The organism is Serratia sp. AXJ-M (assembly GCF_046531865.1).
Taxonomy (GTDB): Bacteria; Pseudomonadota; Gammaproteobacteria; order Enterobacterales; family Enterobacteriaceae; genus Serratia; species Serratia liquefaciens.
Genome location: NZ_CP059394.1, coordinates 2,305,173 through 2,324,587, shown reverse-complemented (window position 1 = coordinate 2,324,587; position 19,415 = coordinate 2,305,173). Strand labels below are relative to the sequence as shown.

Below are 19,415 nucleotides of genomic sequence, written 5' to 3'. Positions count from 1 at the left end.
AAAAAGCCGGGGCAATCATTTGCCCCGGCTTTTTTATCTCTCGTCCTGCGAGATTCAGACCTTCGGTTTAGCGCTCAGGTTAGTCCACATGAACTCGCTGACCAACGCACCGTGGAACGCGGCCTGTTGTTTGTCTGCCGCCGCACTGTGCCCACCCTCGGTATTCTCATAGAAATAGGCCTGCAGGTACCCCATCTGCTGCATCCGCGCCGCCATTTTACGCGCGTGCGACGGGTTGACCCGATCATCACTGGTGGCGGTGTAAAACAGCACCGGCGGATAAGGTACATCGGCTTTGATGTTGTGATACGGCGAGAAAGTCTTGATGTACGCCCACTCTTCCGCTTTGCTCGGGTCGCCGTATTCGGCAATCCATGAAGCCCCGGCGGAAAGCTGGGTATAACGTTGCATATCCAGCAACGGCACTTCACAGACGATGCAACCGAACAGCTGCGGGTACAGCGTCAGCATGTTGCCTACCAGTAAGCCACCGTTGCTGCCGCCGCGGGCCCCCAGATGTTGTGACGATGTCACTTTTCGCGCAATCAAATCCTCCGCCACTGCGGCAAAGTCCTCATAGGCACGATGACGGTTTTGCTTAAGCGCCGCCTGGTGCCAGGCTGGACCATACTCACCACCGCCGCGAATATTGGCCACGACGTACACCCCGCCACGCTCCAGCCAGGCCGGCGCCTTGGCTCCCATGTAACCCGGTGTGAGCGACACCTCAAACCCGCCATAACCGTACAGCAGCGTAGGGTTGCTGCCGTCCAGCTTGATGTCCTTGGCCGATATTTGGAAATACGGCACCCGCGTACCGTCTTTTGAGGTAGCGAAATGCTGGCTGACCTGATAACCACTGGCGTCAAAATCCTGCGGCCCTTGCTTAAGCAGTTCCGGCTCCCCGCCGTCCAGATTGCCCATGTACAAAGAGGTCGGCTGCAGGAAGCCGCTGAGAGTCAGGAAGTAATCGTTGGTCTCTTCATCAATGCCGCCGGCGGACAGGGTGCTGATTGCCCCCGGTTTGCCCAGCGGCTTGCGCTGCCAGCCATTCTCTTGCGGCGTCAGCACTTCCAACCGGTTTACCACGTTGTCCATAATGCTGAGGATCAGGTGATCGCGCGTGGCGCTGTAGCCACTTAACGCCACCTGCGCGGTCGGGGTGAATAACACCGTAAATTCACGCTTGCCGGCCAGATAATCGTCAAAATGGGTCGCCAATAATGCACCGGAAGGATAGCGCGTCTCCCCCACCTGCCAGTCGCTGCTCGGCTTAACCAACAGCCACTCGCGGTGGGTGCTGAACTCGGCGTCGGCGGGAATATCAATTTTGATTTTCTGATCTTGTGCGGTCAGCAGATAGGTTTCGCGGCGATAGAAATCCAGGCTGCGGCCCACGTAGTTTCGCTCAAAGCCTGGCGTATGGTCATGATAGGCATACACCACCATATCCTGTGGTTGCGCTTCATACAGCGTTTGAGCCGCGCTCAACGGCGTGCCGCGCCGCCAGCGTTTGGCAATGCGCGCATAACCTGATTGAGTCATGGATCCCGCGCCAAAATCCGTGGCGACAAACAGCGTATCCTTATCAATCCACGAGGCCTGACTTTTCGCCACCGGCAGCGCAAAGCCGTCTTTAACAAACTGCTTGGTCACCAGATCGAATTCACGGATTTCGGTGGCGTCACCGCCGTCCGGCGACAGCTCCAGCAGGCAATAACGGTATTCGGGAGCCAGCGACTGCGAGCCATGGAACACCCAATCTTTGCCTTCGGCCTTGCCCAACGCGTCTATATCCAGCACCGTTTCCCAGTTCGGTTGATCCTTGCGATATTCCTGCAAGGTGGTCCGTCGCCACAGGCCGCGTGGATTGGTTTGATCCTGCCAAAAGTTGTAATAGTACTCACCCCGTTTGGTGACCCACGGAATTTGGCTCTCTTTATTCAGAATGGCCAGCACCTGCTTTTCCACCTGACGAAAACCTTCGCCCTGGGCAAAACGCGCGGTGGTGCGTTGGTTTTCCTGCTTGATCCATGCCTGTGCGGCTTTGCCCTGCAGCTCTTCCAGCCACAAGAATTGGTCGGCGGCGCTGGTGCCCCCGTCTGCCGCCATCGCCAGGCGGATACTGTTGGGTAATGAAGTCATCGCGAATACGGCTCCTGCGGTTTGTGCGCTGAGTTTAATAAACTGGCGTCGGTTGGTGACTGGCAAGTTCAATCTCCCTTTGAAAGTTAATAAGACTCATTTTCAACAAGGTAGGCGTTTGGCGGCGCAGAGTCAAAGCCTGCGGCCACGCCGTTGAATCAAAATTTAGGGTAATGGATCAGATCGTGAATGCGTACCGTCTGTTGGCTGGCATTGCGGTAAGCATGTGGCCGATCGGCCTGAAAGCGCATCGCCTCGCCGCTGCTCAGGTGATACCACTGCCCGTCGACGGCCAGCTCCAGCTCGCCGCTGATGACAATCACATGCTCGATCACCCCCGGCTCATGTGCAGAAGACTCGCTGAGCGCCCCTGGAGCCAGATCGATGACAAACATGTCGAACCCCAGTTGGCGATCGAAGGGAAACAACGGGACGACACGCATATCGGCGTTGTATTGATTAAACACTGGCGCATCGCCATAGCGGTGCAGCGTGGCCTGCTGTTGCAGCGGTGAGATCTCGAGAAACGCAGAGAACGCCACGTTAAACCCGGTAGCAATTTTCCACAGCGTTGCCACCGTTGGGCTGGATTCTCCGCGTTCGATCTGCCCCAGCATGGCCTTGCTGACGCCGGTATTTTCCGCCGCCTGATTCAGGCTCCAACCGCGCTGCACGCGCAAAGAACGAAGCGTTTGTGCCAGATGACCGGACAATTCCTGCATGTTTTTCTCCCTTGCTTTTCGGCTGATTATAGCCACTTGTGCGCTATAACGCACGGTGCTATGCTGCCGCTTCACTGTGCGTTATAACGCACGACCGTTGCCGGAGTCAGCCATGCGCCCAGCCCTCTCTTTGCGTCATCTGTCCCTGCCCGCCGTGATGGCCGGGTTCGTTGCGGTATTGGTCGGTTACACCAGCTCTGCCGCCATTATCTTTCAGGCGGCCGCGGCCGCCGGTGCGACACCAATGCAGATTGGCGGCTGGCTGACCATGTTGGGGCTGGGGATGGGCATCACCTCCCTCGGACTGTCGCTGTATTACCGCACGCCGATCCTGACCGCATGGTCGACGCCCGGCGCCGCGCTGCTGGTCACCAGTCTGCCAGGAACCCCACTCAACGAAGCGATTGGCGTTTTCATCTTTGCCTCCGGGCTGATCCTGCTGTGCGGCGTGACCGGGCTGTTTGCCCGGTTGATGGATTACATCCCTCAGGCAATTTCGGCGGCGATGCTGGCGGGGATCCTGCTGCGCTTTGGCCTGGATGCCTTTGCTTCGCTACAGGTGAATTTCGTACTCAGTGCCGGGATGGGGCTGGTGTACTTGATAACTCGCCGTTATCTGGCCCGCTACGCGATCGTCCTGACCTTGTTGACCGGCCTGCTGATTGCGGCGCTGCAGGGTAACATCCATCTTGCGCAGCAACCGTTGGCGTTCGCCATGCCGGAGTTTATTGCGCCACACTTTAGTGCGTCTACGCTGTTAGGGATTGGTGTGCCTTTCTTCGTGGTCACTATGGCGTCACAAAATGCCCCTGGCATCGCCACCCTCAAGGCCGCCGGCTACAGCGTTCCCACCTCGCCGTTGATGAGCTGGACGGCGCTGACTGCACTGTTGCTGGCGCCGTTCGGCGGGTTTTCGGTTTGTATCGCCGCTATAACCGCCGCGATCTGCATGGGGCCTGACGTGCATCCGAATCCGCAGCGCCGCTATATGGCCGCCGCTGCCGCCGGGGTATTTTACCTGCTGGCCGGTGCCTTCGGCGGCGTTATCGGCATGTTGTTCAGCGCATTGCCCGCCGCCTTGATCCACACCATTGCCGGGCTGGCGTTGCTGGGCACCATTGCCGGGAGTCTGCAACGCGCATTGCAAGATGAAAAGCAACGTGATGCCGCGCTGATCGCTTTCCTGATCACCGCGTCCGGCGTGACGCTGCTCGGCGTCGGCTCGGCTTTTTGGGGGATTATTGGGGGGGCCATCGCTCATATCATCCTTTCACTGCCACACCGCGCGAACCGCAGCGAGAATTAAGTCCGCAGGTTGAAAGGTGCTTTAGTCCCTCCGTCAATGTTCCCCCTTTAGCGATCTTCTGCTTAACTGATGGGGAACCATCGACGGTTTTTCTACTGCCATCGTCAATCACTAAGTGACATTGTCACGAGGATGTTTATGAATGAGCATGCCACGCTGTTAGCCCAGCGTCTGATCCGTAATTTCGACCAGGTCGAGAAATCACACGACAGCCGTCCACCGCTGTATGACAGCATCGGCGCCCGTTTGGGCACCGGTACCGCAGCCAAAAAACTGGGTGCTTCTATCGACGTGGTAGCCCCGGGCATGCGTTCATGCCCTTATCACTTCCACTATGCGCAGGAGGAGATGTTCATCGTGCTGGAGGGGATCGGCACCTTACGGGTTGCCGGGGAGCGGCTGCCGATCAAAAGCGGGGACGTTATTTTCATTCCGCCGGGCCCGGAATACCCGCATCAGATCATCAACACGTCGGATGCGCCGCTGAAATATCTGTCTGTCAGCACCCGCGAGCAGCCCGAACTGGTGGAATATCCTGACTCAGGCAAATTTCAGGCGATGGCCGTGGACCAAAATGGTGAAACGGTACGCTATTTACAGCGCCCTTCAGCGTCGCTCGATTATTGGCAGGATGAACCCTGAATCCCCTTCCGGTAATGACAGGCCCAGTGCGAGTGCCGCCTGCTCGGCGACACGGAAATCGATATCCGCCGCTTCGCCGTCCTCCATGAACCAGGCGGCGGACAGCCCTGCCCAGGCAAGGATCCACTGCAGCAGACGCTGGCGCTCCAGCCCGGCCAGTTGACAGATCTGCACGACTCGCCGCTGAAAAATGTCTGGGTCAGTAGCAATACCGTAGTTGGGGTTGCAGAAGATGTTGGCGTAGTCGAAGGCGCGTTCGCCATAAAGGCGTTTAGGGTCGATCACCAGCCAGCCACGCTCACCGAAATCCAGCACGTTGTCATGATGTATATCTCCGTGCAACACGGTCTGTTCACGCGGGCTGGTCAGCAATTCTGCGGCCACCCTGGCGCTGAGGCGCAGCATGCCACCGTGTGCCTGCGCCGCCGGCCACAGTGAGTTAAACCATTGGTGCAAAGGAATGAGTTCCGGTAAGGGTTCGGCACGTGGTGCATGCAGGCGGGCAACAACCTGGCAAAGAATTTCCGTCGCCTGACGATCGTCGCCATCGCGCACCATTTGCGGCAACGAGCGGCTGCCTTGCGCACGCTCCAGCAAGATCCCATCCTCATGCCAGGCCAGCACCCGCGCAGCACCTTCGCCCTGCCACCAGCACATCAATAAACCGCCGAACTTTTCTTCCTGTTCGCGGGCTATTTTCAACATGGCGGCGGCCCCCCGATAGCGAACGGGCATCAGCAGGCTGCTGTGAGTTTCAAACGCCTGGCCGTCGGGCTGTAGCTGCCAGCGTTGCATGTAAGGAATTAAGGCCGAATTCATTACCCTGAAACGTCCTTCACAGTTATAAATGAATGGTAGTGATATTATTAAAAATCAATACATCTCAGCGTACTTCCGATGTTCATCGCACTATCCTAACCAAGTTTGTTTACTTTTTTAATTAATCTCTCGGGGTTTTTACCATGACATCATTAAAGCGCATTAATTATCCGCATCTGCCTACGCCAGGGGGGCCCTATGTCCATGCCGTACGCCACGGGGATACGCTGTATGTTTCCGGCCTGACGGCATTTGCCACCGAGGCTCAGGGGCAAACGACCCAGCAACAGACACAGGCGGTTCTGGAGCAACTGGCAACCATCGCCGCCACAGAGGGTACGAATCTCAAAGCGCTGATTAAAATAACCGTGTTTCTAACCGATATCGGCGATTTACCGGCCATCCGGCCGGTGCTGTTTGACTATTGCGACGGCGCACTTCCGGCCTGCTCACTGGTCGCGGTCAGCGCCTTGTTCTCGCCACAGGTCAGCGTTGAGATCGAAGCCGTTCTGGCGCTGTGAACGTAAGGTGCCCGTAGGCATCGCGTGCGTTACCCTTTGCCGCCATTGGGACTATTCTGCTAATTTACAGCTAGGAACTTTATTACCGCCGAGACGTTAATGCAGCAAAAGCCGGTTATGCACGAAGCCAGACAATTAAAGCGCCTCAACGCCGCCACGCGTCGGCAATCCCACATGTATAAGTGGATTGCCTTTATCGCGGCGCTGGACGCCATACTGGTATTTTTTTATGACCGGGATATGCGCAACATTACCTTTTCAGGCGCCGTTGCGCTGGTGTGCGGATATTTGTGGATCCGCGATCGCAACAAAGCGCGCGGTTATCGGCGGGAGTACGATCGCAAATTTGGCAAGCACAGCGGCCTTTAGTCCTGCATTGCTTCCAGCACTTTTGCGCTGTCGACGATTTGCACGAACTTAACGATTTTTCCCGCACGCAGCTGGTAAATATGCGCAAAGGATGCGGTGAAGGACTTTCCGGTGGCCGCGTAGGTGCCATGGTAGAAACCCTGCGCAATCACGGTTTCGCCGGCATCATAGAAGTGGTCGACATCGGCGCGATAGCCCTGCCATTCCGTCCCCAAACGCTGGTGAACATTTTTGAATATCGCCTGCGGGCCGATATAGGTGCCGGCATAAGGAAACCCCGCCGCTTCGGTCCACTCGGCATCTGGCGCCAGCGCTGCCAGCAGGTTGCGGCCATTCTCTTCGGCACTGCCGCCCTCATAGGTGGCGCGTACAATTTCAAGATTCGTAGGCATGATCTTTCTCCGGTGGCGTCTGCAGGATATTCCGGCCATACCCCGCAGACACAGGTTTACACCAAGCGGAGATGACCGGAATGGCGTCATTGTAAGTTGCTTATTCCGGTATAAAAACCGCGATTGCGGCAATAGTCTGTTGCATTGTAGTAAACAATTAGAACATTGCGCTGTCATCACCGCCGCATCAAAGGGGGTTATGATTGAGGTTTTCCGCCCACAAGGAACAAAACACGTGCATTCTTCACCACTGACGCAAGCCTTGCTGCAGCCTTTCGCCCCCCATCAGGAACTGGCTCAGGCGTTGTTGCCGCTGACGCTCGATTCCGATGATGGCTCTCATGACGTGGCACATCTGCATCGCGTATGGAAAAACACCCGCAAAATCAGTCAACAAGAAGGTGGCAACCGTCGCATCCTGTGTGCGGCCGTGCTGTTGCATGACTGTGTGGCAGTGGAAAAAAACTCGCCACAGCGCCATCTGGCTTCGCGCATGGCGGCGGAGAAAGGCGCCCTGATGCTCAAACAGCTGGGCTGGGAGCCGCAGGACATTGCCGAAACCGCCCATGCCATCGAGGCCCACAGCTTCTCCGCAGCCATTACCCCGGAGAGCATGGAGGCAAAAATCATTCAGGACGCAGACCGTCTGGACGCTATCGGCATGATTGGCGTAGCGCGGTGTTTCTATATTGGTGGACGCATGCGCAGCGCGCTGTACGATGCCGCCGATCCGCTGGCGGAACAGCGCCAATATGACGACAAGCGTTTTTCCCTGGATCACTTCGAAACCAAGTTATTCAAACTGCAGGAAGGTTTCCAAACCGCCACCGGCAAGAAAATGGCGCTGGAACGTACCGAACGCATGCGGCGTTTCCTCAGCGAACTTCTGGAAGAGATGTAACGCGCCAGCGCCCTGCAAACTGGCATTTCCGTTACGGCAGCAGCATCTTCACACCGCTAATTGCTGTACACTGGATGCCAACTTCACTGACCAGGCTGCAAAAATGAAAAAACTGACGCTGAAAGACATGACGGAAAGCGAGCAACGTGAAGTAAAAACCGAGTTGGACAAGGCACGTAAAAGCCTCGGGCGCGCCCTGACCAATGGCGAGAATAACAAGATCAAGGATGAGGTGGTGGCTCGCATCACTGCCGCCCGCGAGAAAATTGAAAAAGCCACCCGGGCCGAACGCAAAGCCAATCGCGTTCAACCCACCGGGGAAACATTCAGTTGGTCGGCTTCGATCAACGGCGCACGCCGTCCCCGCTAATCAATTTCGCCCCGCCAAAGCGGGGTTTTCCTTTTCCCGGCTTATTAGCCAAACTCATCAGCGCGGTTTAATCATGAATAACCGTGTTATCAACCTGTTGCAAATTGACAGCATCATGCAGAATATTCATTATCATCGCATTACCCCTTTTCAAGAGACCGCCATGACTCACCTCAACCACAATGACGCTGCGAAAATATCGGCATTGCCGCTTGAAGGTTTGGTGGCAGTTTACTCGAAGAAACAGACGCTCATTTGATCGGGGCGCGCTGTCCCGTCAGATGAGCTGACTGGGCGGTGTACGACTCGTTTCCCCTCTTGTTATCTCATCTGGCTTCTTATTGTTCGCATTGAAGGAAATTACTATGGCCTCATTTTCCGGTATCTGGGTTGCGCTGGTGACCCCATTTAATCACAACGCCGTTGACCTGCCCGCCACCCAACGGCTGGCCCAACAACTGATCGCCTCTGGCGTCGATGGGTTGGTGGTTTGCGGTACCACCGGTGAGGCTGCCGCGTTAAGCAAGGAAGAACAGCTGGCGGTGCTCGATGCCGTGCTGGCCGTGACGCCTGCCCATCAGGTGGTGATGGGGCTGGCCGGCAATAACCTGATCGACACATTGCAAATGCAACAGGCGATCCAGCTGCGCGACGTCGCCGGCGTGCTGATCCCCGCGCCCTACTACATTCGCCCGTCGCAATGCGGTCTGGTGGACTATTTCACCCAGTTGGCCGACGCCTCAAGCGTGCCGGTGATCCTGTACAACATTCCGCAACGCACCGGCGTGGTGATGGAGCTGGCAACCCTGCGCCAGATTGCACGCCATCCGCAGGTGAAAGCCATCAAGGACTGCGGTGGTAATCCGGACACCACCATGGCGCTGATTAACGACGGTGAAATCGACGTACTGACCGGGGAAGATAACCTGATCCTGACGACGCTGTGCCTGGGCGGCACCGGGGCGATTTCTGCTTCCGCGCATATTCAGCCGCAGCGTTTTATGCAATTGGTGCAGCAGGTCGCCGACGGCGATTTGGTTGCCGCCCGCGCAAACTTCTATGGCCTGCTGCCAATGATCCAGCAGATGTTCAGCTTCCCGAACCCGGCCCCGGTCAAAGCCGCCTTGGCGCAGCAGGGTCTGATCCGTAACGAGCTGCGTTCGCCCATGCAAATCGCGCCGCAGGCATTGCAACAGCAAATTGCCGTCACCCTGGCGCAGTTACAGCCCGAAGCCGCGTTGATAAGTTAAATTTGTCGTTTAACCCGCTGTAATTTTGGCGTTATAGAGCTAGGATCAGAAGTTAAGCATGCCTGTCACTCATCATTATCAAGGAGCTTTCGATGAAACTGTTCTATAAAGCCGGTGCCTGTTCTCTGTCTCCACACATTGTACTGCGTGAGGCGGGCCTGGATTTCACGGCGGAAAAGGTCGATCTGGCGCTGAAGAAAACGGAAAGCGGTGCCGACTATCTGACCATCAACCCGAAAGGACAAGTGCCTGCGCTGCTGTTGGATGACGGCAGTCTGCTGACCGAAGGCGTCGCGATTGTGCAATACCTGGCCGATCGCGTGCCGGATCGCGCTCTGATCCCCGCAGCGGGCACGCTGTCGCGCTACCATGCGATTGAGTGGCTTAACTATATTGCCACCGAACTGCACAAGGGTTTCAGCCCGCTGTTTAACCCGAAAACGCCTGAAGAATACAAAGCCTTCACGCGGGAAAAACTGGAGAAACAGTTCAGCTATCTGGATTCAGTGCTGGCGAAGCAGCATTTCTTACTGGGGAACCGGTTTAGCGTGGCAGATGCCTATTTGTTTACCGTTCTGCGCTGGGCTATCGCCATGCAGTTTGATCTCAAAAAGCACGCCAACTTATCGGCCTATTTTGATCGCGTGGCCGCACGGCCGGCAGTAGATGCCACCTTGAACGCGGAAGGATTGAAATAATTTCCTGGCCCCGGCGCGGTAATCCGCCGGGGCACAGCGTCAGCTTAATTACAGCTTTACCGCTTTAAAATCACAATCTGGCTGCACGATACGATCCTGAGCCGCCACCACCTGTAGTTCGTACTGTCCCATTGCCTGAGTTGTCAGCATCACTTCATAAACCGCCGCCGTCACGTGCTCCAGCGCCTTATCAAGCGCCTCGCCCTTAAGCAGATTAACCAGCAACAGGCCGCTGGTCAGATCGCCCACGCCTACCGGTTGGCGGCTGCCAAAATCCACCAGCGGACGGCTGATGTGCCAGGCTTCATCCGCCGTAACCAACAGCATTTCGAAACAGTCCGGATGGTAGCCGGCGCGGCTCAGGTGCTTGACCAGCACCACTTTCGGCCCCTTGGTAATTAGCTCACGCGCAGCGCTTACCGCTTGATCAACATTCACGACGGTGCGCTGACTCAACAACTCCAGCTCCAGCAGGTTTGGCGCAATCATGTCGCTGCACGGCAATGCCTGCTGACAATGAAACTCCGCCACGCCCGGTGCCACGATGCAGCCTTTTTCAGGGTGACCCATGACCGGATCGCAAAAATACCAGGCGTGCGGATTGGCCTGTTTGACCTGACGCACGATCTCAAGAATATGGCTACCCTGCTCCGGCGAACCGATATAACCGCTCAGCACGGCATCGCAATGCTTGAGTTGATCGATATCCGCAATACCCTGGGCAATTTCCGTCAGGTGGCTGGCCGGCATCACGCAACCGGTCCACTTGCCGTACTGGGTGTGATTGGAGAACTGGACGGTGTTCAACGACCAGACGTTAACACCCATGCGGCGCATCGGAAATTCTGCCGCACTGTTGCCCGCGTGGCCAAACACCACATGAGACTGTATAGAAAGAATGTTTTTCATCAAAAATTTGCTCTGATGCCTTAAAAATAAAGGGGCCGCTGAGGGCCCCTTTGCTGCAATTTCGTTTACTGCCAATCTACCAGGCAGTAATGTTTTTTGCCGCGACGCAGCAGCGTGTAACGACCGAACAGGCGATCGGCGTCGCTGAAGGTATATTCGGCGTTAGACTGCTTCTCACCGTTGATGGTCACTGCATTGGAGCCAATCATGGTGCGAGCCTGGCCGCGTGAAGGTACCAGCTCGGCATTCACCAGCGCCTGTTGCAGATCGGCGTCGCCATCGAGCTTGATGGTCGGCATACCGTCCTGCGCCAACTGAGCGAAGTCAGCTTCAGTCATGTCGTGCAGCGCACCGGAGAACAGGCTCTGGGTGATGCGCTTGGCCGCAGCCAAACCTTCCGCACCATGCACCATGCCGGTCACTTCTTCTGCCAACACATACTGGGCACGCGGTGCCTTGCCGCTGTTCTTGTCTTCTTCTTCCAGCGCGTTGATTTCGGCCAGATCCATAAAGGTGAAGAACTTCAGGAAGCGGTACACGTCGGCGTCGGCGGTGTTGATCCAGAATTGGTAGAACTTGTACGGGCTGGTTTTTTCAGGTGCCAACCAGACTGCGCCACCTTCGGTTTTGCCGAATTTGGTGCCATCGGCTTTGGTGATCAACGGCACGGTCAGGCCGAACACCTGCTGCTGATGCATGCGGCGGGTCAGATCGATACCTGAGGTGATGTTGCCCCACTGGTCGGAGCCGCCGATCTGCAGCTCAACCTGATGACGGTTGTAGAGCTCGGCGAAGTCGAAGCCCTGCAGCAGATTGTAGGAGAACTCGGTGAACGAGATACCGGAATCGTCACGGTTCAAACGCTGCTTCACCGCTTCCTTGTTGATCATCTGGTTGACGGAGAAGTGTTTGCCGATATCACGCAGGAAGGTCAGCACGTTCATGCCGCCGAACCAGTCGTAGTTGTTGGCGGCTACCGCGCTGTTGTTGCCACAGTCGAAATCCAGGAACGGAGAAACCTGTTTGCGGATTTTTTCTACCCACTCGTTCACAGTATCGGTGGTGTTCAGCTTACGTTCAGCCGCTTTGAAGCTCGGATCGCCGATAAGTCCCGTGGCACCCCCCACCAGCGCGACCGGTTTGTGGCCGGCAAGCTGGAAACGCTTCAGGCACAACAGAGGAACCAGATGGCCCAAATGCAAGCTGTCAGCGGTCGGATCGAAACCGCAATACAGTGCAATTGGCCCTTGCGCCAGTCGCTCTGCTAACGCTTCCTCATCCGTAACCTGGGCAACGAGGCCCCGCTCTTGCAGTTGTTTAATCAAGTTGCTGCTTGCCATCAATGACTCCATGTATAAACGAATGCACCTTTGTCGGTACACGACCTTTCGCCCACTGGCGAAATATAAAATTCAGAATACCGCATAGAATAAAGCGCCGGCGACATCAGTGCCAGCGCTTAAGGGGGATTTTCGGTCTTCAGGGCGCCAGTCGGTCAATTTTCCAGTCATTCCCGTCCCGTTGGTACAGGAAACGGTCGTGCAAGCGGTTGGCACCGCCCTGCCAAAACTCGACGGAGTCGAAATTGACCCGGAATCCGCCCCAGAAACTCGGCAGCGGGACTTCGCCCTGTTGGAATTTTTGCTTCAGCTCGAGGAATTTGCTTTCCAGCACCCCGCGCGCGGAAATGCGCGATGACTGCTGCGACACCCAAGCGCCGATCTGGCTGTCTTTCGGGCGACTGGCGAAGTACTTCATTACTTCTAAAGTGGAAAGCCGCTCCGCCTTACCGAGGAAAATCACCTGGCGGTCAAGCATGTGCCACGGGAACAGCAGGCTGATATGCGGGTTATTCGCCAATTGCTGTGCTTTGCGGCTGCCCAGGTTGGTGTAGAACACCAACCCTTTTTCATCCACATGCTTAAGCAAAACAATACGCTGATAGGGTTGACCATTTTCATCCACGGTGGCCACACACATGGCAGTCGGATCGGCCAAACGAGCGTCGCAGGCCTGTTTAAGCCACTTTTCGAACAGCTCCAGCGGATTGGCGGTCAGATCGTTGCGACGCAGGCCACCCCGGGTATATTCACGGCGCAGGTCCGCAACATCAAATTCATTATTTTCAATCATTGGGTTATCAACCAACTGAAAAATCGTGATTCTATTCTGCGCCAGCGGCGTCAGGATCTCAATCGATCTGACGCCGCAACCGCCGGATCAATTCGCCAGCGTGCAGTCGCTCATGATCACTTTGCCATTACGCTCAAGGTAGGCGTTTTGGCCCTTGGACCAGAAGGTGTATTTACCGTCACTGTATTTTGCGCCGGTCATGGCCAGCACCTGCTTGAGTTTCAACTGCTCGCCGTCCATCAGCAGGCTGACGGTGCTCTCCTTGCCGTCCAGCGCCACCGTCAGCGGCGTGGTGCCACACTGATAGTGCAGAGTCTGGCTGCTTTGCGGCAGAACATAGCTGCAACCGGCCAACGCCAGCGCACCGGCGGCAATAATGATTTTTTTCATGCTGTTGCTCCTTAGGAAAATCTGTCGATTTCTATCCTAACAGAGCTAACGGCCCCCTAAAGGCAAAACCGGATAAATCCCACCCAGCAGGGTTTCACGGCTGGCGCCGGTGACCGAAGGCAGATTACCGGGCTGGCCAGACAAGGTACGAAACGCCAGCCAGGCGAAGGCCAGCGCTTCCATATCGTCGCCGCTGATGCCAAAATCGTCTGTCAGGCACACCTCGGTGCCGGGCAGTAGCGCCGACATTCGCGTCATCAGCAACGGGTTGCGCGCCCCGCCGCCACAAACCAGCAAACGCTCACAGCCGCCCGCCAACTGAACCTGCTCGCAAATGGTCACCGCCGTCAATTCTGCCAGCGTGGTTTGTACGTCAACCGGCTTGACCGCCGGCAGCCCCGAAAGCTGGTTCTCCAGCCAGGCGGCGTTGAAATATTCACGGCCGGTGCTTTTCGGCGCCGGCAGCGCAAAGTAAGGATCGGCCAGCATCTGCTGCAACAGAGGCAGACAGACACGGCCTTCCATCGCCCAGGCGCCGTCTTTATCGTAAGGCTGCGAGTGATGGCGCCAGATCCAGGCATCCATCAGCATATTGCCCGGCCCGGTATCGAAACCGCGCACCGGCGCCCCCGGCAACAGCATCGAAAGATTGGCGATACCGCCAATGTTCAGCACCATGCGACGTTCCACCGGATGCGCCAACAACGCCTGATGGAAGGCCGGCACCAGTGGCGCGCCCTGGCCCCCGTAGGCCATATCACGCCGCCGAAAATCCCCCACGGTGGTGATATTGGTCAGCGCGGCAATGCGATTGTTATCGCCCAATTGCATAGAGAAGCGCGCGTCACCTTCGGGCTCGTGCCATACCGTTTGGCCATGGCAACCGATAGCGGTGATGTCCTGGGCGGCAACGCCGGTTTGTTTCAGCAGGCCAAGCACCGCCTCACCAAACAAGGTGCCGAGCAGCGCATCGAGTCGCCCCACTGCAGCAAGCGTGGTTTGCTGCCCCTGGCACATACCGAGAATATCCTGCTTGAGCTGAATCGGCATCGGATGGCTGTAGCTGGCCTGCTGCGCCACCATTCGTCCGTCTATCGCGGCAAGCACCACGTCGACGCCATCCAGACTGGTGCCGGACATAACACCTATATAGCGGCCTGACTTCATAGCAACATCCTTTACCCTGCGCGGGGAAGCAAATTTTTGACCCAACAAATAAACCAGAATTAAAAAATTAACGCCATGAATTCTGATGTTTTTTTTCACCTCTGTGAACGATGCGCCTGTTTTATTGCCTGCTTTCTTGCTGAGGTGTCACCGCTAAACAATCGCTCAACGTGTAACGGAAATTCTCGCGGCACTGTTATAAAGCTAAACCACCGTTTATTATTGGTTGAACAGCGCAAAGTTAAGCTGCGTGCAGTAGCGGGTCATGGTGATGTACGTGCGTTTGAGCCATACTTTGTCTATCATTTTCATTGAATCTGGCCTGGAAAGGTTCCCCAGGTTATGGACTACTATCAACAGGAGTTTTATATGATCAAGCGTCTTCTCGTCGTTGCCATCGCCGCAGTTACGCTGGCAGGGTGCGCCAATGATTCCATGTCCGGCGACGTCTATTCCGCTTCACAGGCCAAGCAGGTTCAAACCGTGACTTATGGCACGCTGGTTTCTGTTCGCCCGGTCAAAATTCAGGGCAGTGAAACGTCGAATACCATTGGTGCCATTGGCGGGGCGGTACTGGGTGGCTTCCTCGGTAACACCGTTGGCGGCGGTACCGGTCGCAGTCTGGCAACCGCAGCCGGCGCAGTAGCCGGTGGCGTGGCGGGTAACAGCATCGGCGAAGCCGCCGGCCGTACCTCAGGCTACGAGCTGGAAATCAAGACCGACCAGAAAGAGAATATCGTGGTGGTTCAGAAGGCTGGCGCAACCAAGTTCAGCCCAGGTCAGCGCGTTCGTATGGCTCGCACCGGCGACACCATTACCGTATCGCCACTGTAAGCGCTACGCGTAGGGTAAAACCGGAGGCTTTAAGCCTCCGGTTTCATTTCCGATGCTGTGAAATCTAATCGAATAAAAAGAAATTCTTATTGTTTATTTTGTAGTTCAGTGATGTTTTGCTCAAGCTTGCCAATCAAACCAACCAACAGTTGTACTTCATCAGTAGTAATGCCGCTCAGAATTTCGCCCCGCGTAGAGCTGATGACGCTGTCCACTTCCCGGATGATGGGATCGGCCGCTTCAGTCAGTTTGATACGCTTTGCACGCCGGTCATTGGCGCAGGTATGGCGAGTAATCAACCCCTTCTCTTCCAGTTGGTCCAAAGTACGAACCAATGACGGTTGCTCAATGCCGATCGCTTTAGCCAGCTGGATCTGTGACTGCTCCGGCGGCAAACGATTGATACTGTGCAAAGTAACCCAATGCGTTTGCGTGAGCGCCAGCGGCTTGAGCCGATGATCGATGAGCGCGCGCCATACACGAACTAATCGTGCTAAATCTGAACCTAATGTTGACTCCACTTACCCCTCCTTATAATTAGCATGCTAACATACCCTCCCAGAGCTTAGACTATTTTGAGTAACTCACATTAAAAACACAAATGTATATAATGTATATTGTGGAAATAGCCACCATTTTGATCAGTTATTGTTTATTCTCTATGCAACCGCTCAACATATTCACTCACTGGGATTGTTAATGTGAATACTTCATGGCTTCATGCCTCGTCCCCGCTACCCGATTTGGTGCTGGGCGCCTCGCTTTATTTTCCGCCCCTATTTAAGGCTGTTTTGCTCGGCCTGATTTTATGGCTACTGGTACACCACCTGTTGCGAGACTGGATTTATTCCGGCGAAATTTGGCACCCTATGCTGATGGATTTGTCTATTTTCGTCATCGCCGTCAGCGGCTCCCTGTGGCTTTTAGCGAGTTGGTAACTCATGACGTATAAAACATTAAAATATTTTTCTACGGTAATCGTCTGTGCCATTGCCATCTGTGCCGGTTGGTGGTTATGGAATTACTATATGCAATCCCCCTGGACCCGCGATGGAAAGGTGCGCGCCGAACTCGTCAATATCACACCAGAAGTTTCTGGAAGATTAGAGAAAATAACCGTTCATGACAATCAGTTCATACCTGCGGGAAGTCTGATTTTTACGATCGACCCCGTGCCTTACCAGATTGCGCTGGACAATGCTGAGGCCGCGCTGGCAAAAGCGCAGTCTGATTTGGCTAAGGCCGATCATGAGGCGGCTCGCCGCCGCGGCCTGCCGAAAAATGTTATTTCAGCGGAAGATATGGATGAGTCAAATTTAGCGGCGCAGGCAATGAAAGCCGCGTATAAAGCCGCACAGGCTAATCTGGAACAGGCAAAATGGAATTTAAGTAAAACTAAAATTTATGCCCCTACCGATGGCTATATCACCAATTTACAAACCCGCGTGGGTAACTACGCCAGCGCCGGTTCTCCTCTGGTTGCGCTGGTCGACATGCACTCGTTTTATGTGCTCGGTTATTTTGAAGAAACCAAGTTAAAACATATAAAAGAGGGCAATAAAGCCGATATCGTTTTATATAATGGCAACATTCCGCTCCAGGGGCAGGTGGAGAGTATTGGCCGCGCCATTTACGATCAAAGCGTCGAAAGCAGCGCAGATTTATTAATGGATGTTAAACCCAATGTACCTTGGGTGCGCTTGGCTCAGCGTGTGCCAGTCCGGATAAAATTGCTGAATGTCCCGACTGATTTGCCGCTGGTCGCGGGCACCACCTGCACCATCTCGATTCATCAGTAAGGCTAACGTGTGAACCTGCCTTTTTTGGAATGGAACCGTACCCCTTGGGGAAAAGCCACCGGCGGACAATGGCGTTATGCACTGCGCAATTCGCTGGCCATGTGCTTGTCACTGTGGGTCGCGTTCGTTCTCAATCTTGACGAACCTTACTGGGCGCTGACATCGGCAGCGGTAGTCAGCTTCCCCACCGTTGGCGGTGTGATCAGTAAAAGCATCGGCCGTGTTTTCGGCAGCCTGGTCGGCGCTGCGGCATCGGTGGCCATCGCCGGGCACTGCCTGAACGATCCCTGGCTGTTCACGCTGTTTATCGCCGCCTGGATCGGCCTGTGCACTTATATTTCAAACCACTATCAGAACAACGTTTCCTACGCCTTCGCGCTGGCGGGCTACACCGCCGCCATCATCGCCTTCAGCACCGTCAACGTGACGGACACTCAGCAGATCTTTGATATTGCCCAAGCGCGCGTTTGTGAGGTTATCACCGGTATTCTGTGCGGCGGTCTGATGATGATGATCCTGCCCAGCACCTCTGACGGCGAAACCTTGTTAACCTCGTTGCGGCGCATGCATCTGCGATTATTGGAACATGCCGCGATGCTGTGGCAGCCGGAAATCACCGTGCAGATGCGTACCTCGCACGAAGGGGTTATCGGCCAAATACTGACCATGAATCTGCTGCGTATACAGGCCTTCTGGAGCCACTACCGGCTACGCCGACAGAATAATCTGCTCAACTATATGCTGCACCAGCAGCTACGCATAACCAGTGTGATCTCCAGCCTGCGCCGTATGCTGCTGAACTGGCCGGATCGCCCGGCCAATCTGGCCAGCGTGCTGGAGCAACTGCTCACCGAGCTGCGTAACCCCGAGACTGACAAGTACCGTTTGGCGCGTCTTTTGCTGCAAATCGCGCCGCAGGATCCCGCCGACTATCGTCATCGCGCCTTCTGGCTGCGTCTGCGCCATTTCTGCTGGCTGTATCTGGGCGCCAGCCGCTGGTTGCAGCGTCTGGAGAGCGCCACGCCGGTCAGCGATATTCAGCCACCGCGCGTCACCTCTTTGGCCCGTCACACCGACAGCTACGAAGCGGCGTATAACGGCCTGCGCACCTTTTTGTGCATTGTTATCGGTTGCGCTTACTGGATTAACACCCAATGGGACGCAGGCAGTTCGGCACTGACGCTGATTGCCATCAGCTGCGTGCTCTACTCTTCCACGCCGTCCCCCATCAACAGCATCACTACCCTGCTAAAGGCGGTGCTGCTGCTGTCGATTGTCTGCTTTGTGGTGAAATTTGGCCTGATGATTCAGATTGATGATTTTTGGCTGTTCTGTGCCTTTCTGTTCCCGGTGCTGGTAACGATGCAGATGATCAAGCTGCAGCACCCCTCCTACGCCGCACTCTGGGGGCAACTGATCGTATTCATGGGCTCTTTTCTTTCCGTCACCAATCCACCAAGCTACGACTATCAGTCGTTTATCAATGACAGCATCGGGAAGATTGTCGGGGTATTGCTGGCAGGTCTGGCATTCCAGATCTTGCGACCCAGCTCGGACAAACGCAAAAGTCGGCGCATTATCCGCGCCCTGCGGCGGGACTTTATCGATCAGTTAAGCAAAAAACCGCAGCAAAGCGAGAGCCAGTTTGAATCCCGAATCTATCATCGCATCAGCCAACTGAATCAAAGTCAGGATCAAGAAGCGCGCAGTTGGTTATTGCGCTGGGGCGTGGTGCTGCTCAACTGCAGCCATATCGTCTGGCAACTGCGTGACTGGCAAACCCGTTCCGATCCGCTTTCGGCGGTACGTGACGTCTGTATTCACTGCCTGCGGGGCATCATGACGGAGAAAGGCGTTCAGCACAGTTCGCTGGACGCCAGCTTGCAAGAACTGCAGCGCATGAGTACTGCGCTGGCGCATCACCCGGAACAGGCGGCGCGCGATCTGGCAGGCTTAATTTGGCGGCTTTATTGTTCGTTGCAGCAGCTACAGCAGGCGATTGTCCCTGTTGATAGCGCAGCGACGACATCCACCGCCCGCTAACCGTT

At 55.7% G+C, this 19,415-nt stretch carries 23 protein-coding genes; 13 read left to right on the top strand and 10 right to left on the bottom strand.

What is annotated here, in order from left to right:
* Positions 1-54: 54 nt before the first annotated feature.
* A complete protein-coding gene (locus tag H0S68_RS10965; protein WP_410529379.1) occupies positions 55-2,145 on the bottom strand; it encodes a prolyl oligopeptidase family serine peptidase in 2,091 nt (696 codons plus the stop codon).
* Between the two features lie 158 nt (positions 2,146-2,303).
* Positions 2,304-2,867, bottom strand: coding sequence for a helix-turn-helix domain-containing protein (locus H0S68_RS10960; RefSeq protein ID WP_020826707.1), 564 nt, complete (start codon positions 2,865-2,867; stop codon positions 2,304-2,306).
* Positions 2,868-2,979: 112 nt separating this feature from the next.
* Between H0S68_RS10960 and H0S68_RS10955 the strand changes: the two genes are divergently transcribed.
* Both H0S68_RS10955 and H0S68_RS10950 read left to right on the top strand, forming a co-directional pair.
* The gene (locus H0S68_RS10955; protein WP_410529378.1) at positions 2,980-4,173 is read left to right on the top strand and encodes a benzoate/H(+) symporter BenE family transporter; all 1,194 of its coding nucleotides are present in this window, start codon (positions 2,980-2,982) and stop codon (positions 4,171-4,173) included.
* Positions 4,174-4,311: 138 nt separating this feature from the next.
* Complete coding sequence (locus H0S68_RS10950; RefSeq protein ID WP_046373679.1) at positions 4,312-4,815, top strand: cupin domain-containing protein; 504 nt, start codon at positions 4,312-4,314, stop codon at positions 4,813-4,815.
* On the opposite strand, the gene H0S68_RS10945 is transcribed toward H0S68_RS10950, so the two are convergent.
* Positions 4,780-5,634: an aminoglycoside phosphotransferase family protein gene (locus H0S68_RS10945; protein ID WP_115058930.1), complete on the bottom strand. Its 855-nt coding sequence runs from the start codon at positions 5,632-5,634 to the stop codon at positions 4,780-4,782. The genes H0S68_RS10950 and H0S68_RS10945 overlap by 36 nt on opposite strands.
* 143 nt (positions 5,635-5,777) lie before the next feature.
* On the opposite strand from H0S68_RS10945, the gene H0S68_RS10940 reads away from it, so the two are divergent.
* Together H0S68_RS10940 and H0S68_RS10935 are read left to right on the top strand one after the other, a co-directional pair.
* Positions 5,778-6,155 carry a RidA family protein gene (locus tag H0S68_RS10940; RefSeq protein WP_046373680.1) on the top strand — a complete coding sequence of 126 codons (378 nt, stop codon included), beginning with the start codon at positions 5,778-5,780 and terminating at the stop codon, positions 6,153-6,155.
* A 99-nt stretch (positions 6,156-6,254) separates the two neighbouring features.
* Complete coding sequence (locus tag H0S68_RS10935; RefSeq protein ID WP_044550680.1) at positions 6,255-6,524, top strand: hypothetical protein; 270 nt, start codon at positions 6,255-6,257, stop codon at positions 6,522-6,524.
* On the opposite strand, the gene H0S68_RS10930 is transcribed toward H0S68_RS10935, so the two are convergent.
* On the bottom strand, positions 6,521-6,916 hold the full coding sequence (locus H0S68_RS10930) for a nuclear transport factor 2 family protein (RefSeq protein WP_046373681.1): 396 nt from the start codon (positions 6,914-6,916) through the stop codon (positions 6,521-6,523). The genes H0S68_RS10935 and H0S68_RS10930 overlap by 4 nt on opposite strands.
* Before the next feature lie 235 nt (positions 6,917-7,151).
* Between H0S68_RS10930 and H0S68_RS10925 the strand changes: the two genes are divergently transcribed.
* From H0S68_RS10925 to gstA, 5 genes are all read left to right on the top strand, one after another.
* On the top strand, positions 7,152-7,817 hold the full coding sequence (locus H0S68_RS10925; protein ID WP_185959396.1) for an HD domain-containing protein: 666 nt from the start codon (positions 7,152-7,154) through the stop codon (positions 7,815-7,817).
* Positions 7,818-7,920: 103 nt separating this feature from the next.
* The gene (locus tag H0S68_RS10920; RefSeq protein ID WP_020826699.1) at positions 7,921-8,187 is read left to right on the top strand and encodes a DUF3811 domain-containing protein; all 267 of its coding nucleotides are present in this window, start codon (positions 7,921-7,923) and stop codon (positions 8,185-8,187) included.
* A 73-nt stretch (positions 8,188-8,260) separates the two neighbouring features.
* On the top strand, positions 8,261-8,446 hold the full coding sequence (locus tag H0S68_RS10915) for a hypothetical protein (protein WP_217331193.1): 186 nt from the start codon (positions 8,261-8,263) through the stop codon (positions 8,444-8,446).
* 106 nt (positions 8,447-8,552) lie between these two features.
* Positions 8,553-9,437 carry a 4-hydroxy-tetrahydrodipicolinate synthase gene (dapA, locus tag H0S68_RS10910; RefSeq protein WP_410529377.1) on the top strand — a complete coding sequence of 295 codons (885 nt, stop codon included), beginning with the start codon at positions 8,553-8,555 and terminating at the stop codon, positions 9,435-9,437.
* A gap of 92 nt (positions 9,438-9,529) precedes the next feature.
* On the top strand, positions 9,530-10,135 hold the full coding sequence (gstA, locus tag H0S68_RS10905; RefSeq protein ID WP_020826696.1) for a glutathione transferase GstA: 606 nt from the start codon (positions 9,530-9,532) through the stop codon (positions 10,133-10,135).
* Between the two features lie 48 nt (positions 10,136-10,183).
* Here gstA and pdxY read toward each other — a convergent pair whose 3' ends face one another.
* The 5 genes from pdxY to anmK all read right to left on the bottom strand — a co-directional run bounded on the left by pdxY (position 10,184) and on the right by anmK (position 14,734).
* Positions 10,184-11,044 (bottom strand): pyridoxal kinase PdxY, encoded by an 861-nt coding sequence (pdxY, locus tag H0S68_RS10900; protein WP_217331191.1) that lies wholly within the window; start codon positions 11,042-11,044, stop codon positions 10,184-10,186.
* Positions 11,045-11,109: 65 nt separating this feature from the next.
* The gene (gene tyrS, locus H0S68_RS10895) at positions 11,110-12,384 is read right to left on the bottom strand and encodes a tyrosine--tRNA ligase (protein WP_020826694.1); all 1,275 of its coding nucleotides are present in this window, start codon (positions 12,382-12,384) and stop codon (positions 11,110-11,112) included.
* Positions 12,385-12,523: 139 nt separating this feature from the next.
* Complete coding sequence (pdxH, locus tag H0S68_RS10890) at positions 12,524-13,177, bottom strand: pyridoxamine 5'-phosphate oxidase (protein ID WP_046373687.1); 654 nt, start codon at positions 13,175-13,177, stop codon at positions 12,524-12,526.
* A gap of 87 nt (positions 13,178-13,264) precedes the next feature.
* Positions 13,265-13,567 carry an MliC family protein gene (locus tag H0S68_RS10885; protein ID WP_122079141.1) on the bottom strand — a complete coding sequence of 101 codons (303 nt, stop codon included), beginning with the start codon at positions 13,565-13,567 and terminating at the stop codon, positions 13,265-13,267.
* A 45-nt stretch (positions 13,568-13,612) separates the two neighbouring features.
* Positions 13,613-14,734, bottom strand: coding sequence for an anhydro-N-acetylmuramic acid kinase (anmK, locus tag H0S68_RS10880; protein ID WP_410529376.1), 1,122 nt, complete (start codon positions 14,732-14,734; stop codon positions 13,613-13,615).
* A gap of 369 nt (positions 14,735-15,103) precedes the next feature.
* Here anmK and H0S68_RS10875 point away from each other — a divergent pair, with 369 nt between their 5' ends.
* Complete coding sequence (locus H0S68_RS10875; protein ID WP_044552917.1) at positions 15,104-15,568, top strand: glycine zipper 2TM domain-containing protein; 465 nt, start codon at positions 15,104-15,106, stop codon at positions 15,566-15,568.
* An 86-nt stretch (positions 15,569-15,654) separates the two neighbouring features.
* Here the strand turns inward: H0S68_RS10875 and slyA are convergent, their stop codons facing one another.
* Positions 15,655-16,089: a transcriptional regulator SlyA gene (slyA, locus tag H0S68_RS10870; RefSeq protein ID WP_012144945.1), complete on the bottom strand. Its 435-nt coding sequence runs from the start codon at positions 16,087-16,089 to the stop codon at positions 15,655-15,657.
* A gap of 180 nt (positions 16,090-16,269) precedes the next feature.
* Here slyA and H0S68_RS10865 point away from each other — a divergent pair, with 180 nt between their 5' ends.
* The 3 genes from H0S68_RS10865 to H0S68_RS10855 are packed head-to-tail and all read left to right on the top strand — an operon-like array spanning position 16,270 to position 19,410.
* Positions 16,270-16,506: a DUF1656 domain-containing protein gene (locus H0S68_RS10865; protein ID WP_104410897.1), complete on the top strand. Its 237-nt coding sequence runs from the start codon at positions 16,270-16,272 to the stop codon at positions 16,504-16,506.
* A 3-nt stretch (positions 16,507-16,509) separates the two neighbouring features.
* Positions 16,510-17,367 (top strand): HlyD family secretion protein, encoded by an 858-nt coding sequence (locus tag H0S68_RS10860; protein WP_041414529.1) that lies wholly within the window; start codon positions 16,510-16,512, stop codon positions 17,365-17,367.
* 9 nt (positions 17,368-17,376) lie between these two features.
* On the top strand, positions 17,377-19,410 hold the full coding sequence (locus H0S68_RS10855) for an FUSC family protein (RefSeq protein ID WP_410529375.1): 2,034 nt from the start codon (positions 17,377-17,379) through the stop codon (positions 19,408-19,410).
* Positions 19,411-19,415: the final 5 nt, after the last annotated feature.

Coding starts and splice junctions, on each gene's coding strand:
- H0S68_RS10965 (WP_410529379.1), bottom strand. CDS start 2,145: ATGACTTCATTACCCAACAGTATCCGCCTGGCGATGGCGGCAGACGGG.
- H0S68_RS10960 (WP_020826707.1), bottom strand. CDS start 2,867: ATGCAGGAATTGTCCGGTCATCTGGCACAAACGCTTCGTTCTTTGCGC.
- H0S68_RS10955 (WP_410529378.1), top strand. CDS start 2,980: ATGCGCCCAGCCCTCTCTTTGCGTCATCTGTCCCTGCCCGCCGTGATG.
- H0S68_RS10950 (WP_046373679.1), top strand. CDS start 4,312: ATGAATGAGCATGCCACGCTGTTAGCCCAGCGTCTGATCCGTAATTTC.
- H0S68_RS10945 (WP_115058930.1), bottom strand. CDS start 5,634: ATGAATTCGGCCTTAATTCCTTACATGCAACGCTGGCAGCTACAGCCC.
- H0S68_RS10940 (WP_046373680.1), top strand. CDS start 5,778: ATGACATCATTAAAGCGCATTAATTATCCGCATCTGCCTACGCCAGGG.
- H0S68_RS10935 (WP_044550680.1), top strand. CDS start 6,255: ATGCAGCAAAAGCCGGTTATGCACGAAGCCAGACAATTAAAGCGCCTC.
- H0S68_RS10930 (WP_046373681.1), bottom strand. CDS start 6,916: ATGCCTACGAATCTTGAAATTGTACGCGCCACCTATGAGGGCGGCAGT.
- H0S68_RS10920 (WP_020826699.1), top strand. CDS start 7,921: ATGAAAAAACTGACGCTGAAAGACATGACGGAAAGCGAGCAACGTGAA.
- H0S68_RS10915 (WP_217331193.1), top strand. CDS start 8,261: ATGAATAACCGTGTTATCAACCTGTTGCAAATTGACAGCATCATGCAG.
- dapA (WP_410529377.1), top strand. CDS start 8,553: ATGGCCTCATTTTCCGGTATCTGGGTTGCGCTGGTGACCCCATTTAAT.
- gstA (WP_020826696.1), top strand. CDS start 9,530: ATGAAACTGTTCTATAAAGCCGGTGCCTGTTCTCTGTCTCCACACATT.
- pdxY (WP_217331191.1), bottom strand. CDS start 11,044: ATGAAAAACATTCTTTCTATACAGTCTCATGTGGTGTTTGGCCACGCG.
- tyrS (WP_020826694.1), bottom strand. CDS start 12,384: ATGGCAAGCAGCAACTTGATTAAACAACTGCAAGAGCGGGGCCTCGTT.
- pdxH (WP_046373687.1), bottom strand. CDS start 13,177: ATGATTGAAAATAATGAATTTGATGTTGCGGACCTGCGCCGTGAATAT.
- H0S68_RS10885 (WP_122079141.1), bottom strand. CDS start 13,567: ATGAAAAAAATCATTATTGCCGCCGGTGCGCTGGCGTTGGCCGGTTGC.
- anmK (WP_410529376.1), bottom strand. CDS start 14,734: ATGAAGTCAGGCCGCTATATAGGTGTTATGTCCGGCACCAGTCTGGAT.
- H0S68_RS10875 (WP_044552917.1), top strand. CDS start 15,104: ATGATCAAGCGTCTTCTCGTCGTTGCCATCGCCGCAGTTACGCTGGCA.
- H0S68_RS10860 (WP_041414529.1), top strand. CDS start 16,510: ATGACGTATAAAACATTAAAATATTTTTCTACGGTAATCGTCTGTGCC.